Genomic DNA, 13,184 nt, shown 5'->3' on the forward strand with positions numbered 1-13,184 from the left:
CCGTTCGTCAATCCGAATGAACTCAACGAGTGACCCAGTTTGCGAGCCGCTCGATAAGCGCCAGATGCGACTCGGATTCGTATGACCGCGTGTCATGTCCCAGGAGATCGACGGCGATACGTGAACCCAAGTGCTCGCGAACCCAGACGAGGGGATGCTGCACACCGTCGTGCTCGTGCTCCGCCACGATCTCCGAATCGCCGATCGCCTGCAGGTAGGCGTACCGCTCATCGAACACGGATAGCGTCTCTGTGCCGGCAAGAGGGTGCTTGGACCACGAGAGTTGCGTCTCTGAGATAGGTGGGTGCATCGAGATTCCGGGGAGCCATATCCGACCGGTTGCGGGCGCCCAGGCTGGATAGTCACGCAGCGACGAGAGTGAGGTATGCATCGCCAGAACTCCGATCCCGCCGCGCAGTGCGGATTCGATTCCACTAATCGACGCCGCTGACACCCCTGTAGCAGGCGGTGCGTCGTGGCGCCACGGATCCCCTGCGTTGACCACTAGAAGGTCGATGTCCTGCAAATGCTGCATAGCCTCATCGACGGGCGCGACGGTAACCTCGAAACCAATTCTTTGAAGCACACGACGCAAGCAGTCCGTCGTGTCGGTGAATGGATGCCACGGATCGGTATAGCGCCCGTCTGCACTGGCGAGCATCGCTTGACGAGTCCCATGCGCGTTCAGCATTTGGAGAGTCTCCTTCACCTATGAGTAGCTAACCGGGTGGTGCTGAGTGGCCAGGACAACGATATCCGATGGGTCGGATCGCTGCAGCTCCGCGAGTTCGAAGCGCCTTGCCTGCTTCGGGTGAATAGAGACGTTCTGCGCCCCGCACGAAAGGGATGGCCGCTGTGAGTGGTGATGTAGATGAAGAGGTGGAACCGCGTGGTTATAGTCTCGCGGCTACGCAAGGCGGCAAAGTCAAGGCACCAGGTGTCGGCCCTTACCGAAGGGATGACGATGGAGATCTGCGAAAGATCGTGTTGCGACGTAGGCACCCCGAGAAGCGATCAGGAAAGTGTCACGGCAAAGGATGGCTCGAGAGCGCCATACGGTCGCCCGTCAGGTGACATTCGATGTCATCTCTGTCCGTTTCTGACACGTAACTCCCCCTCCGGAGGGCTGGTCGCCAGCCCCGGAAATCGCGTATGCAGAGTCGCAGAAGCGCGATGCACGGACCGCCCCAAAGCGTCCTGGACGCCCCGCCTGCGAGGCTTCGGTCGAGCACTTCACCGCTGGTGATCACGCGATAGCGTCTTTTTCGTAACTGGGGTTACATGCAACGCGTCTGGGGCGCTACGCCACGCAAGGAAGCAATGTCACAATCTTTGTGACGAGCCCTCTCGAAACCACGTTCTGGGGAACTCGACGTCTCGAGAGGGCTGCTACCTCCGATCTCTGCAACTTCCACCACACCGATCGTCTCCGTGCCTCGGCGCACCCGAGTCGCTTCCCGAGCGATCGGCAGCGGGAACTTGCTTGAGGCGACGGTCTCGTTTGAGGGCTCTTCCCAGATGAGGGTGTAGGTCGGCCGGGCGCGTCGGTCCGCAGATAGACGTCGAGGTCTCCCGACGACGGAGGTTCCTACGCCATCCATCCGAAAGACCTCGACGTGCCCGGCGCTACCCCGCCGCCCGGCTTCGGCCGCCCTGACCTGACCGCCTTCGCGTCTCATCCCAATCGGCTCTGATCGGGTCTGCTGACCCTCTCGACGAGAACGCAGCGACATCACAGCCACCCAACCCCGACCGTCCGGGAAGCCGGGACACGTCACATGACCTGTGCTGCGGGCGTGTCGAGTGGGTCGTCCAGGGGCGACGCAGGAGCGCCGACGCGACGTGCTGAGAGGCGGTTCCAACCGAGCGCTAGGACACAAGCTACAGGCATGGCGATAGGTCAGGAACGGCGTCGCTCCCTGCGCAGGAGGGAGCGCAGAGTCTCGGCGTTCGCGTAGCCGACCCGTAGCGCGATCTCGGCGGAGGTGAAGTCCGTGGTTGCTGAGAGGTGCCGAGCTCGTTCGATGCGAAGCCGTAGGACGAAGCCGAGCGGAGTGAGGTTGAGCGCCGCACGGACTCGTCGTTCGAGGGTGCGCCGGCTGGTGCCGAGCGACTGCGCGACGAAGGCGACGTTGAACGGTTCGTCCAGGCGGGCGCGCACGAAGCGTTCGAACTCGACGACGATCGGGTCCTCGTGCCGGAGATGTTCGTAGGCGACGAAAGCCGCCTGCGACGGACGCTCGTCGATGATGAGGAGCTTGGCGACATGTTGGGCCAGGTCGGGGCTGATCGATCGCACGAGTGAGAGCGCGAGGTCGATGTGGGCGAACGCGGCGCCGGCGGTGACGAGGTTCCCGTCGACCACGACCATGGTGTCGAGATCGAGGGCGACGGTCGGATAGCGCTTCAGGAACTCCGGCCCCAGGAACCAGCTGGTCGTCGCCCTCCGATGATGCATCCGTCCGGTCTCGGCGACGGCGAACACGCCGGTGCACGCCGCGGCAATCCGGGTGGTCGCCTCGTCGAGGCGCCCGAGCGAGGCGATGACCGAACGAGCATCTCGGCTCTGGAGGACGTCGTTGGTAGCGGCGGCCGTAAGGGTTCCAAGCGCAGGGACGACGACCACGTCGAACTCTCCGGACTCCGACAGCGGGTGGTCCACCGACAGGGTCATCGATGCCGTCGTGGTCACTCGCCGTTTCGGTCCGAGGATGGCGAGTTCGATCGGGTCGATCCGCGGGTCGACCTCGCCGCAGGCTCCGTCGGCCACCCGCACGATGTCGATGATCGACGCGATAGCCGAACCGAAGCAGCCGTCGATCGCGATCAGTCCGATACGCATGACGTAAACAACGAACTCTATCCGGACGAGCGCGCAGCTCAGCGCACGAGAACCGCGCTCGGATATTCACGGTCGCCGGTGGGAGAACGATTGATGGACGCATGTCAGAATTGGGTCAACCACAGTGCGGACATCGTCAGCCGCGCCTCCTCTGAGGATCTCGTGGCAGAGCAGAAAGCACCCGATGGGCAAGTTCATCTACGAGAACGGCGTCAAGACCGAGATCGAAGACCGTGCACTGACGCACCTCCAGTTGGTCATCACCGCGAAGCTGCGCCGCGGCGAGCCGTTCTCCTTCACGTGGCGAGAAGACACCAGCGTCGGTGGTGGTCGAATGACCGTGTGGGTGCACGCGGGAAGCTCCCTCGTGTTCAAGTACTTCGGCAGCCGCCAGCCCGCGATCAACCGCGAATGGGTTGACGCTCTCGCGTTCACGGCGAACTCGCCGAGCGGTCTCTACCTCGTTCCCGAACCGGCCGAGAACACGGCCACTGATCGCGTAGCGGTTCCCGCTCAAGCCTGATCCGCCTCTTAGCGGGCTCACACGGAGACTCCTGCGCCCCGGGCCCTCACTGAGGCAAGACCAACACGAGCGCCAGGATTGCCACCACTGCCACACACAGAGTGACCCATCCCAGAATCGCGCGGCGACGGGACGGCTCCGGTGGATGCCGGGTCGGCTCGCCGAGACGGGCGCGAATGGCGTCAGCTTTGCGTTCGAGCTCATTGGCACGCTCTGCGAGCTCGGCATTCCCCACGCTGACCATACCGATCGTCGTCGAGAGGAGCTCAGCGTGCTCTTCCTCGAGGCGTAGCAGCTCGCCTCTCAGCTCCACTTCGCTCTGAGCGTCGCCATCACCGGGTGGCATCGGTACTCCCGTCGTCAGCGACATTGAGACGTCGGTTCGGCCCTATGCCCTGCCTTTGACCATCGTTCTGCCTCCGAACCTGGCCGACCTGGTAGGTGAGCGGTGCTGCAGCGCATGACTCGAGGGCCGCATGAGTGACGGGATGCCCCGCTCGAGGGAGGTAATGATGAAGCGAGGCATCCCGCGTGACGCCAGTGCCCGCCGGCGCCACCGGTGCCAGGACCACGCCCCCCGGCGTCGTCTGGCACCAACAGTTTCCTCCGGGAAGGCGAAACGCGATATTGACCCTCACCTGCGCGGGGTGACCACCCACGGAGCGACAGGTCCTGGACTCGCGTTCATGCACTCGATGTGAGGCCGTGGATCATCTTCTGGATCTGTTGCTGGACCTGGGCGTCCTCGACGTCGAACATCGCGTAGCTGATGCCTGCGGATTGCAGGGGCCGGTTCGGATACTGCTTGTAACTCGGCAGCACGCTCAGCAACCGCGCGGCCATCTGCGGAGCCTGCCACGTCTTCTCGGCGAAGCTGGTCATGAAGATGTCGTATCGCTCCTGCGGATCCTGCCAGAGGTCGAACAGCTCGGGGACGATCGCGGTGTACGACGACGGCCCCCGCCACTGGTCGCGGACATTCCAGATCGCCTTCCACTTGCCGACGCGCACGGCACCGGGGATCATCTCGGTCTCCGTCATGTAGAGCCAGTGATCTCGGGCCGAACCGCTCTCGCCTTTCAGCAGTCCTGACTGATCGAAGCTGTCGAAGATGGTCGGTTCGCCCTCACGGTCCTCGGTGGGAAGCTCCACACCCGCCAGGCTCGCGAACGTGGCCATGAGGTCCAGAGACCCGACGATCTCGGAGTTGCGGCGCCCGGCTTCGATCGTTCCCGGCCACCAGGCGATGGCCGGCACGCGGCTGCCGCCCTCGTAGTCGGTGCCCTTGGTGCCACGGTAGGGCGTGTAACCGCAGTCGGGATACACGTCCTGCCACGCGCCGTTATCCGTGGTCCACAGCACCAGGGTGTTCTCCGCGATTCCAAGCTCGCGGATCTTGTCGATGACCACTCCGACCCGATGGTCGAGCTCGACGAGCGAATCGAGGAACTTCGACTTGCCCATCGACGCTCCCTCGAAGTCAGGATGCGGAAGGTTCGGCTGGTGCAGTTTGGCCGTGTTCAGGTACAGGAAGAACGGCTCATCGCCGTCCGCATGGGACTCGATGTAATCGATCGCACGGTCGGTGGACTTCTCGTCGATGAAGGGGATGTTGGCGGAGTCCAGCTTCTCGACCTCGGTGGGCTCCTCGCCGGCTTTGCCGTCGAGCGCACCGATGACGTTGCCCCACATCTTCATCGTCGCTTCGTCGTCGAACGGGAAGTCCGGGTTGAAGGCCTTGTCCGTGTACGTGTACGCGTTCAGGTGATAGAGCGTCGTGTTGTACATCTCGTCGAATCCGTGCGCCGTCGGCATCGCGAACGCTGCTTCGCCGAGGTGCCACTTTCCGATGTGACACGTGTCGTAGTCCGCCTTCTTGAGGACGCTGGCCAGCGTCCACTCCGGAGCCGGGAGCCCGCCGCCGTCGCCGGGGAACGCGACCGTCGTCATTCCGCTGCGGATCGGCAGCCGGCCAGTCAGCGCCGCGGCGCGCCCAGGCGTGCAGCTGGGCTGCCCGTAGAACGACATGAACTGCAACCCCTCGGCGGCGAGCCTGTCGAGATTCGGGGTCGGCGCCCCACGGTTCTCCCCACCGCCGTAGCAGCCCAGGTCCCCCCATCCCACATCGTCAGACATGAACAGGATGATGTTCGGCTTCTCCGCCATGGGTCTCTCCTCCGTCGAGTCTTGCACCAATGGACCGAAAGTAGCTCTCTCTGAAACACCCCGCCGCCCGAACTCACCCCTGCCGGGTGAGCGATCGAGTCGGATGTCGATCAACGGTCGGTCGCGAGGTCCAGGGAGATCAGGTACTCGGCGGTCGCTCGCAGCTCGAGCTTGTAGCGCACCAGCTCTTCCGCGGTGACGAGGTCGGTCAGAAGCATGATCAAGCTGCCGATGGCCGCATCCCGACGCCCCTCCGCCTGCAGCGACAACGCCGCGAACGCCCCGACCGCCACTGACTGAGGAAACTCCTCGCGGGCCTGGGCGATCGCCTCCCCTGACTCTGCCGGAAGCCCCAGGGTAGACAACGTGGCGCTGAGCTGAAGAAGACACCGACGACGCAGATCACCACTCGCGCCGTTGTCGAGCGCGCGCCGGTAGTAGATGCGAGCGAGAGCAGGTTCCCCGGATACGTCGAAGGCGTCCGCCACCTCGAAGAGCACGCGGGCGTCATTCGGATGCTTCTCGAGAAGCGGGCGCAGCGCCGCGACTGTCTGCCCCATGTCGTGCTGCTTACGCTCCCGGAGGACGCGATCCAGCTCATCCTGAAGAGGATCGTTCGTCATGCTGTGCTGTGCTCCTGACGGGGGTTCGCGAGACCTGGTTTCGGAACCCACGGTATCCGAGACACCGAGACACGTCTGTCGTTGACGCCCGTCATTGACGCCGTATTGCAGAGCTCACACCTGAAGGGATCACTCAGGTTCGGCATCAAGTCCGCGTGTCGCACTGAAACCCTGCGCCAGCACTGGAAAAGCGCTCTTACCTGCTCAGCCCCTTCTTACTTCCCTGTCTGGCCGTTTACCGACGATAAGACCACTTATCCGGACTATCCGGCGCAGCCCCGCGCTCGGTGCGGGACCGCAGTTCGCTTCGTCGTCGGACGGACGAGCATGCTGCCACGACCGGTCTCCGCTATCGCCGCCCACCTCCGCCGGTCCAGCGCGCCGGCTCGACCTCGCGTGGGTCGATCTCAGGACGCGGGCGTCGGAACCGGACCGCGTGGCGGAACGAGTATCCCGTCATGGCCACGTCCGCTGAGATCTCGATCACCATGGGCTCGACGAGTGTGAGCGGCACGCTCTCTCCCGCCGCGGTTGAACCTGTCCATGGCACCCGGCTTGACCTGACTCGGCCAGGGATGAGCGCCCTCGGGTGCCCGAAGGACGCTGCCGAGGTTCGTGGACTCAACGCCCGAGAGAGGGGAAGTGCGGCCCACGATGCGCAGCGTGCCGTCGAGAGGAAGCCCGATAACCGCTTCGACAGGGCGGCGACGTGAACCGGTGACGGCTCCGCAGAGCACATCGAGGGTCTCGCGTTGCTTCACCTTGATCCAAGAGCGTCGTCCGCCTCGGTAGGGATGCGCTGCACCTTTCGCAACGAGTCCCTCGATCCCCGTATCTCGCAATGCCTCGAACCAGCGCACTGCGACGTCACGGTCGGTCGTCATCGGCGAGAGGTTCAGCGGCGGCATCCATTCCATAGCCAGCTCTTCCAGCAGCGCTCGCCGATCTCGCAACGGCAGGCCGCGGGCATCCTGTCCCGCGACTGTGAGGATGTCGAACGCCGCGAACGATGCCGGACTCGTTCGCGCCATTCGCTGAGCCGACGCCGACGATGTGTTGATGCGCCTCAGGAGCCCGTCGAAGTCGAGCCGGTCCTCGTCCCAGAGGACCACCTCCCCATCGAGAACGATGCCCTCCGGGAGCTGGTTCGCCGCGGCAGCCACGATCTCCGGAAAGTAGGGGGTGAGGTCGGTGCCCTGCCGAGACCACAGGGCGACCGCGCCATCGACGACGAGAAGCATGCGAAACCCGTCCCACTTCGGCTCGTACATCACCCCACCGGTCATCGAGTCCGCAGCGGGTATAGTCGCAGCCGCTCGGGTGAGCGCCACGGTCAGCGGCGGTCGCAGTTCTGCAGGCACGGCGGTACGTCATCCCTTGATGTCGCGAGGATCGTGCCCGTACGTGCTGCGGTCACCGATCGTGCCGTCCACGTGACGGACGATGTGCTCGACCTGACGCGCTCTCGCTGTCTCGCGCCCCACCGCCACCGCCTCCTCGCGCGTCGCGTGCGCCCCGCTGAAGGGGTCCAACTCCCCCTCGATCCGGTTGAACCAGCCGCCGTCCTGATGGAACGTCTCCACATCACCGTTGGGCATGACCATTACTCTCCTCTTGTCTCGGAGACCGTCATACATCCCAACGAGCACGATCTCGGAGACCCTTGCACAACCTGAGGAGCTTGTGCTGCCGCAGGCAATCGACACTGGGCGACCGTCGCGTCAGACACCTCTGCCCGGTTCGCAACGTAGACGAAGGTGGGGGGTATTTTCCGTCCTGTTGGCCGTAGCCTGGCCATACGTTGCCTAGACCTCGCGACGGAACCCGGTGGCGCGCCAGCGACACCGGCGAGAGAGGCCCCGGTAGCTACCGGCAGCCGGGTGCGTTGTATCCGGCCTGTGCGCTAGTTGCACTGAGTCAATCCCTCGTCCGTTCTGACCGAGCTGAGCCAGAAAGGACGGCGGACGATGGGTAAGTTCATTTACGACGGTAATCAGAAGGTGGAGATAGAGGACCGCGCGCTGCACCATCTGCAGGTTGTCATCACGACGAAGCTCCGCCGAGGTGAGCCATTCCTGTTCACCTGGCGAGAGGATGCCAGCGTGGGAGGCGGACGCAGCTCGGTCTGGATTTCGGCCGTCAGCGACCTCGTGTTCAAGTACGCTAGCCCGGGCCAGGCCGACCTCAACCGCCACTGGATCGAGGCCCTCGCGTTCACCGCAAACGCGCCCACCGGCCTCTACCTAGTGCACGAACCGGACGGCGCCGCGAAAGCGGAGCCGGGTCAGCCCGCTCACGCCTATTCGTAACCACGGCCGGTCAGTAGATCATCCAGAGTCGCCTCGCGTTGTGAGCAAACGGGAACCCGCATCACTCTGATTCGGGCGCGTCTATCACCTCGTCGACGAGCACGATGCCGCCGGTTGAGTTCGCTGACTGCATCAGCTCATCAATCCATCTCCCGTTCAGCTGCGGCGCCTCCGGATCCTCGAATATGAACCGGAGTGGAATCGACGGATGAAGCCAGATCGTCGACCGACCGCGAGGGTCGTCATCCGCGTGCTTCCACGACAGCGTGAAGCTCTCGTTCCGTCGCAACTTCGTCGCGATAACCACCTTGAGGTGAGCTAGCGCACGATCCTCGATGTGAACCGGATCGCCCGTCGCACCGTAGTGAAGAGTCGCCATACTGCAACCATATCGACGTGCCAGCCGCCGTCTACAGCATCCTCGCAGGCGGTAACCCTGACCCGCGAACTTCACGAAGTAACGCGAACCATAGAGGCGCAGGCGGGAGAGGCCGGATCCCCACGGCCTCTCATGTTGCCGAAGAAGCAGACAACCCGCGAGACGTCGCAGCCCAAGGGGGAGGTGCAACGTACCGCTGACTGTACTCGGCCCCGTCACCTCACATAAGGGCCCCTCGGGCCAGGCAGATTTCCTAAAGTGAATGCGTGCCTTCCGGTGGTGCCGCCGCGCGACAGACACGTTGCCTTGGGCGGTTCGCCGCGTGGGTTTCTCAGCTGTGTCTGACTGTTAGGGACGCCTGTGGCGCGTGGCTCCCTAGAAGAACTCCCAGTCATTAGCCGCTCTTCCCGGCCGGTCGAGCTCGGTGGCACCAACGACGTCCTCCTCCATCACGACGACCACGCGCGTGGTGGGTTGGATGAGTACGCTCGCTGTGTGGTTATCCCCGGAGAACGAGACAAACTCCGGGGGCGACACCGCCGCCGCTTTGATCTGAGACATGACCTCGTTCACGTCCTGACCAGGACCCAAGACGAAATCTCTCCCATCGATTTCGATCCGTGTTCTCACCATCTCTGCCTCCGATCCCCGGCGAGAGTACGTGTAAGGGTGGAGAGTAATGAGGGGCTTGCATCGGTCGCGAGCAGCGGCTAGCGACGAGCGCGCTCTCGCTCGGATGAGCCCGCTGACGGACGATGTTCAGCCGTGAGATGTTCCTCACAGTGCGACTGTGGCAGAGTGCGGCAATGGAAACAGCGAACACGAACCCTCACATCGGAGTCGTAGGTGTTGGGCACATGGGCGCTCCGATAGCGAGACGGCTAATCGAGCGGTACTCAGTGTCCGTCTCCGACGTCGATGCAGGGAGAGAGAGCGACGTCCCCGGAGCAATCTGGGTGAACTCAGCACGGGGCCTCGCCGCAACCTCTGACATATTCATTTCGGTCCTGCCGGGGCCAGTCGAACTTCGCGAGTGCCTGGCCGAGGCGCTTCCGGCGCTTCGTGGTGGAGCGTTGTGGCTGGACCTAACGTCCGGGGACCCCGTCGTTACGCGCGAGCTGGCCGCGCAGGCCGCACAGCGCGGCGTGGATACTATGTCTGCTCCGATGGGAGGTTCCGCCGTCGAAGCCAAGGCAGGCGAGCTCATTTTTTACGCCAGCGGCGCGGACGAACCTTTTCAACGAGCGCGTCCCATCCTGGAGACGCTGGCGAGTCCCGATGGTGTGCGGCGGGCGGGCAGGAGAGCCGAGGACGGTCAGATCGTGAAGTTGCTCGCCAACGCCCTGTGGTTTGCGAATGCCGTTGCCGCCTCGGAAGCGATGCTCGTCGGGCAGGGGCTGGGACTCGGCGTGAACGACCTGCACGGTCTGCTTCGAGAGAGCGCGGGAGGCAGCGTTTTCCTCGACGACCACCTACCCCTTCTCCTCGCCGGTGACTCCATGGAGAGCTTCGGCATCGACCGCGTGGTCGAGGAGCTCGACACGGTCAGCACCATGAGCCGCGCGGCGGGAGCGACGACCCCGATGCTGGACGCATCGAAGCGGTTGCACGCGCAGCGCTCGACCGATTCGGCCCCGTGCTCGGGGAGCTACTCGCCGTGAAGCTGCTCGAATCCGACGCTGGGCGACAACTGCGTTCGTGAGCCCATGTAGTTCTCATCTGCCCGTTACTAGCCTTCGAGGATTGAGATGCGAGTAGCGTGTGACCATGCCGGAGCGATCTCGGAACACCCCATCAGGTTCGTCCGCGGGGCGGCTGAGCCGCGAGCTCATCATCCAGACGGCACTGGAGCAGATCGACCGCACCGGCGCGGACAGCCTGTCGATGCGCTCACTCGCCCAGGACCTCGGGGTCGAGGCGATGTCCCTGTACCGGTACGTTCACGGTCGGGAAGACTTGCTGGAGGGCGTCGTCGCGTCCCTGATGGGGAACCTCACCGACACTCTCGACGATGAGATGGCCGAGCACTGGCAAGGCTTCTTGCAGACCGTCGCCCATCGGGTTCGCCGGATCGCGACCGAACATCCCCGCGCGTTTCCACTCGTGGCGAGCCGACACCCGGCGGCACCGTGGCTACGGCCGCCGCTGCGTAGCGTGGAGGTCGTCGACATGTTCCTGCGCACGCTCATCGGCCTCGGGTTCACCGATGCGCAGGCGGTCGACACGTACCGTTCCTTTAGCAGCTTCCTTCTCGGGCAACTCCTGTTGGAGTCCGCCGTCCATGGCGCCGAGACGGCCCCCGTCGGGACACCGCTCGATGAGGGCGGTGCCGACATCCCCGAGCGCGACGGCCAGCTCAGCCTGACCACTGCACCGCAAGTGCTGCGCCTTCGGCCTCTGCTGAGCGAGGACCGCAGCGAGGAAGAGTTTGAAGTCTCCCTCGAGGCGCTCCTCGACCGTTTGAGCGCCGACATCAGCCGCTGACCGGCTCCTCGTCGGGTCAGTCGTTGTCGTCTGTCTTCTGGGCGCTCATGCCGGCGCGGATCTTGCGGCCTTCTTCGATGTCCTCTTGCTCCTTCTTGGCCACGTTGTCGCTCTTGCGAGTGTCGCGCGGGGGCAGCTGGATGTCCTCTTCGGCGGCGATGCCGGCCTGCAGCTGGCGGCCGCGTTCGAGTTCGGCGTCGAACTCCGCCCCGAACAACAGGGCGAGGTTCGCGATCCACAGCCACAGCAGGAAGATGACGATTCCGGCGAGGGAGCCGTACGTACGGTCGTAGTTGGAGAAGTTGGCGACATACAGTCCGAAGCCGACCGTGCCCAGCACGAGGACGGCGATGGCGATGAGCGCGCCGATGCTGATCCACCGGAACTTCGGCTGCTTCGCGTTGGGGGTCGCGTAGTAGAGGATCGCGACGATCAGCACGACGATAAAGGCGAGCACCGGCCACTTCACGATGGACCAGATCGTCTGGGGAACTTCTCCAAGCCCGAGAGCGCTGCCCAGTGCTTCGGTGACGGCTCCCGACACGACGAGGATGATGGCGGCGATGACGAGCAGCACGATGGCAATGATGGTGACCAGCAGTTGAGCGGGCTTCAGCTTCCAGAAGGGACGCCCCTCCTCGATCTCGTAGATGCGGTTCATCGCCCGACTGAACGCCCCGACGTACCCGGATGCCGACCAGATCGCCAGCACGATTCCGGTGATCAACGCGAACCCGGCCGCCGGCGACCCCGCGATCTGCTCGATGGGTCCGCGGATGGTGTCGGCAGTGTCGCCGGGAGCGACCTGTTCGACGATGCCGAGGACGGCGTCGCTTGCGGCCTGCCCTTGTCCGAAGACGCCGAGGAGGGAGAAGATCGCGATGAGGCCGGGGAAGATTGAGAGCACGGCGTAGTACGTCAGTGCGGCGGCGATGTCTGTGCACTGGTCGGAGGAGAACTCGCGGATCGTCTTCTGCAACACGTACTTCCAGGACCGCTTGTGCAGATCGACCGGCGAGTCTGGCTTCCCTGCCGCCTCGGGATTCGGGGCGTTGTGGTCGGTGGTTGATGCGGGACGGGACATGGTGTTTCCTTCATCGTGAGGGCGGACCCATCCCATTTGCCCGCGGGATGGGTCCGCCCGACCTGGGGTCGGTTTAGTTGTCCGCGATGTGCTCGCGTGCCTGCTGCGCCTGATCCTTGACCTCGTGGGCGGCGGTCTGGGCTTCGTCCTTGACTGCCGAGACCGAGTCCTGAGCCGAGGCCCCCACTGCCGCGACGGACGCCTGCGCAGGCTCTTTCAGTTGCTCGCCGACCTCTTTCGCAACGTCCGAGACCTCATCGACGAGCGACTGCGCCTGGTCCTTCACACTGGCTGCGAGGTCCTTCTCCTTGGTCGACGCGGGCACCAGCGACGCGGCCACGAGGCCGATCCCGAACGCGATCAGACCGACCGCGAGAGGGTTGCCCTCGGCTTTCGCCACCGCTCGGTCCTTCACGTCTCCGAGATGAGAGCCCGCGTCGGAGAAAGAGGAACCGGTGTCATCAGCGGCCCCCATCACTCGGTCACGGACCGATCCGAACACGCCACGGACCTTGCCCATCTGTCGATCCACGATCTTGGACGGGGATACTTTGTCGGCCAGCGCATCAACGTCGAGCCCCAGGTCTTCGCGCGTCCGCTCGATGTCGGCTCGAATCGCGTCGGGTGAATCACTCATCGGTTCTCCTCATTTCTCTTCAGCGTTTCGGGAATCTCTTTCACGGTGTCCACCGTCTGCGGAACACCTTTCACCTGCTGGAACTGACCGCGTCCCACCAGGAACAGGATCAGCGCGATCACCGCCCATAGCACCGC

At 64.2% G+C, this 13,184-nt stretch carries 16 protein-coding genes; 4 read left to right on the forward strand and 12 right to left on the reverse strand.

Annotation, left to right across the window (positions count from 1 at the left end; translation table 11 throughout):
• Nucleotides 1–22: 22 nt before the first annotated feature.
• Together LQZ85_RS03635 and LQZ85_RS03640 are read right to left on the reverse strand one after the other, a co-directional pair.
• On the reverse strand, nt 23–691 hold the full coding sequence (locus LQZ85_RS03635; RefSeq protein ID WP_230100504.1) for a ThuA domain-containing protein: 669 nt from the start codon (nt 689–691) through the stop codon (nt 23–25).
• Between the two features lie 1,209 nt (nt 692–1,900).
• The gene (locus LQZ85_RS03640) at nt 1,901–2,842 is read right to left on the reverse strand and encodes a helix-turn-helix domain-containing protein (protein WP_230100505.1); all 942 of its coding nucleotides are present in this window, start codon (nt 2,840–2,842) and stop codon (nt 1,901–1,903) included.
• A gap of 184 nt (nt 2,843–3,026) precedes the next feature.
• On the opposite strand from LQZ85_RS03640, the gene LQZ85_RS03645 reads away from it, so the two are divergent.
• Nucleotides 3,027–3,365 carry an ATP-dependent DNA ligase gene (locus LQZ85_RS03645; RefSeq protein ID WP_230100506.1) on the forward strand — a complete coding sequence of 113 codons (339 nt, stop codon included), beginning with the start codon at nt 3,027–3,029 and terminating at the stop codon, nt 3,363–3,365.
• A 46-nt stretch (nt 3,366–3,411) separates the two neighbouring features.
• On the opposite strand, the gene LQZ85_RS03650 is transcribed toward LQZ85_RS03645, so the two are convergent.
• From LQZ85_RS03650 to LQZ85_RS03670, 5 genes are all read right to left on the reverse strand, one after another.
• Nucleotides 3,412–3,735, reverse strand: a complete 324-nt coding sequence (locus tag LQZ85_RS03650) for a hypothetical protein (protein WP_230100507.1) — start codon at nt 3,733–3,735, stop codon at nt 3,412–3,414.
• Between the two features lie 314 nt (nt 3,736–4,049).
• Entirely contained in the window at nt 4,050–5,531 is a 1,482-nt protein-coding gene (locus LQZ85_RS03655) for an arylsulfatase (RefSeq protein WP_230100508.1), read from the reverse strand.
• A 110-nt stretch (nt 5,532–5,641) separates the two neighbouring features.
• Nucleotides 5,642–6,091 carry a tetratricopeptide repeat protein gene (locus tag LQZ85_RS03660; protein ID WP_230100509.1) on the reverse strand — a complete coding sequence of 150 codons (450 nt, stop codon included), beginning with the start codon at nt 6,089–6,091 and terminating at the stop codon, nt 5,642–5,644.
• A 470-nt stretch (nt 6,092–6,561) separates the two neighbouring features.
• Nucleotides 6,562–7,515 (reverse strand): ATP-dependent DNA ligase, encoded by a 954-nt coding sequence (locus LQZ85_RS03665; protein WP_230100510.1) that lies wholly within the window; start codon nt 7,513–7,515, stop codon nt 6,562–6,564.
• Nucleotides 7,516–7,524: 9 nt separating this feature from the next.
• On the reverse strand, nt 7,525–7,752 hold the full coding sequence (locus LQZ85_RS03670; protein WP_230100511.1) for a DUF2188 domain-containing protein: 228 nt from the start codon (nt 7,750–7,752) through the stop codon (nt 7,525–7,527).
• Nucleotides 7,753–8,121: 369 nt separating this feature from the next.
• Here LQZ85_RS03670 and LQZ85_RS03675 point away from each other — a divergent pair, with 369 nt between their 5' ends.
• Nucleotides 8,122–8,463: an ATP-dependent DNA ligase gene (locus LQZ85_RS03675; RefSeq protein WP_230100512.1), complete on the forward strand. Its 342-nt coding sequence runs from the start codon at nt 8,122–8,124 to the stop codon at nt 8,461–8,463.
• 61 nt (nt 8,464–8,524) lie between these two features.
• Here LQZ85_RS03675 and LQZ85_RS03680 read toward each other — a convergent pair whose 3' ends face one another.
• Both LQZ85_RS03680 and LQZ85_RS03685 read right to left on the reverse strand, forming a co-directional pair.
• On the reverse strand, nt 8,525–8,842 hold the full coding sequence (locus tag LQZ85_RS03680) for a hypothetical protein (RefSeq protein WP_230100513.1): 318 nt from the start codon (nt 8,840–8,842) through the stop codon (nt 8,525–8,527).
• Nucleotides 8,843–9,217: 375 nt separating this feature from the next.
• Entirely contained in the window at nt 9,218–9,475 is a 258-nt protein-coding gene (locus tag LQZ85_RS03685; RefSeq protein WP_230100514.1) for a hypothetical protein, read from the reverse strand.
• 173 nt (nt 9,476–9,648) lie between these two features.
• On the opposite strand from LQZ85_RS03685, the gene LQZ85_RS03690 reads away from it, so the two are divergent.
• Nucleotides 9,649–10,503, forward strand: coding sequence for an NAD(P)-dependent oxidoreductase (locus tag LQZ85_RS03690; protein WP_230100515.1), 855 nt, complete (start codon nt 9,649–9,651; stop codon nt 10,501–10,503).
• Nucleotides 10,504–10,609: 106 nt separating this feature from the next.
• On the forward strand, nt 10,610–11,326 hold the full coding sequence (locus tag LQZ85_RS03695) for a TetR/AcrR family transcriptional regulator C-terminal domain-containing protein (RefSeq protein WP_230100516.1): 717 nt from the start codon (nt 10,610–10,612) through the stop codon (nt 11,324–11,326).
• A gap of 16 nt (nt 11,327–11,342) precedes the next feature.
• Here LQZ85_RS03695 and LQZ85_RS03700 read toward each other — a convergent pair whose 3' ends face one another.
• The 3 genes from LQZ85_RS03700 to LQZ85_RS17940 all read right to left on the reverse strand — a co-directional run bounded on the left by LQZ85_RS03700 (nt 11,343) and on the right by LQZ85_RS17940 (nt 13,181).
• Nucleotides 11,343–12,410: a YihY/virulence factor BrkB family protein gene (locus tag LQZ85_RS03700; RefSeq protein WP_230100517.1), complete on the reverse strand. Its 1,068-nt coding sequence runs from the start codon at nt 12,408–12,410 to the stop codon at nt 11,343–11,345.
• 73 nt (nt 12,411–12,483) lie between these two features.
• The gene (locus LQZ85_RS03705; protein ID WP_230100518.1) at nt 12,484–13,047 is read right to left on the reverse strand and encodes a DUF3618 domain-containing protein; all 564 of its coding nucleotides are present in this window, start codon (nt 13,045–13,047) and stop codon (nt 12,484–12,486) included.
• Complete coding sequence (locus LQZ85_RS17940; protein WP_355705783.1) at nt 13,044–13,181, reverse strand: phage holin family protein; 138 nt, start codon at nt 13,179–13,181, stop codon at nt 13,044–13,046. Before LQZ85_RS17940 ends, LQZ85_RS03705 begins: the two co-directional genes overlap by 4 nt.
• Nucleotides 13,182–13,184 lie beyond the last annotated feature (3 nt).

Source organism: Microbacterium sp. Bi98 (genome assembly GCF_918698045.1).
Taxonomy (GTDB): domain Bacteria; phylum Actinomycetota; class Actinomycetes; order Actinomycetales; family Microbacteriaceae; genus Microbacterium.

Bases quoted from the DNA above. Each gene is read 5' to 3' on its own strand.
- LQZ85_RS03680 (WP_230100513.1), bottom strand. From the start codon at position 8,842: ATGGCGACTCTTCACTACGGTGCGACGGGCGATCCGGTTCACATCGAG.
- LQZ85_RS03660 (WP_230100509.1), bottom strand. From the start codon at position 6,091: ATGGGGCAGACAGTCGCGGCGCTGCGCCCGCTTCTCGAGAAGCATCCG.
- LQZ85_RS03690 (WP_230100515.1), top strand. From the start codon at position 9,649: ATGGAAACAGCGAACACGAACCCTCACATCGGAGTCGTAGGTGTTGGG.
- LQZ85_RS03675 (WP_230100512.1), top strand. From the start codon at position 8,122: ATGGGTAAGTTCATTTACGACGGTAATCAGAAGGTGGAGATAGAGGAC.
- LQZ85_RS03635 (WP_230100504.1), bottom strand. From the start codon at position 691: ATGCTGAACGCGCATGGGACTCGTCAAGCGATGCTCGCCAGTGCAGAC.
- LQZ85_RS03645 (WP_230100506.1), top strand. From the start codon at position 3,027: ATGGGCAAGTTCATCTACGAGAACGGCGTCAAGACCGAGATCGAAGAC.
- LQZ85_RS03655 (WP_230100508.1), bottom strand. From the start codon at position 5,531: ATGGCGGAGAAGCCGAACATCATCCTGTTCATGTCTGACGATGTGGGA.
- LQZ85_RS03695 (WP_230100516.1), top strand. From the start codon at position 10,610: ATGCCGGAGCGATCTCGGAACACCCCATCAGGTTCGTCCGCGGGGCGG.
- LQZ85_RS03650 (WP_230100507.1), bottom strand. From the start codon at position 3,735: ATGTCGCTGACGACGGGAGTACCGATGCCACCCGGTGATGGCGACGCT.
- LQZ85_RS03685 (WP_230100514.1), bottom strand. From the start codon at position 9,475: ATGGTGAGAACACGGATCGAAATCGATGGGAGAGATTTCGTCTTGGGT.
- LQZ85_RS03705 (WP_230100518.1), bottom strand. From the start codon at position 13,047: ATGAGTGATTCACCCGACGCGATTCGAGCCGACATCGAGCGGACGCGC.
- LQZ85_RS03700 (WP_230100517.1), bottom strand. From the start codon at position 12,410: ATGTCCCGTCCCGCATCAACCACCGACCACAACGCCCCGAATCCCGAG.
- LQZ85_RS03670 (WP_230100511.1), bottom strand. From the start codon at position 7,752: ATGCCCAACGGTGATGTGGAGACGTTCCATCAGGACGGCGGCTGGTTC.
- LQZ85_RS03640 (WP_230100505.1), bottom strand. From the start codon at position 2,842: ATGCGTATCGGACTGATCGCGATCGACGGCTGCTTCGGTTCGGCTATC.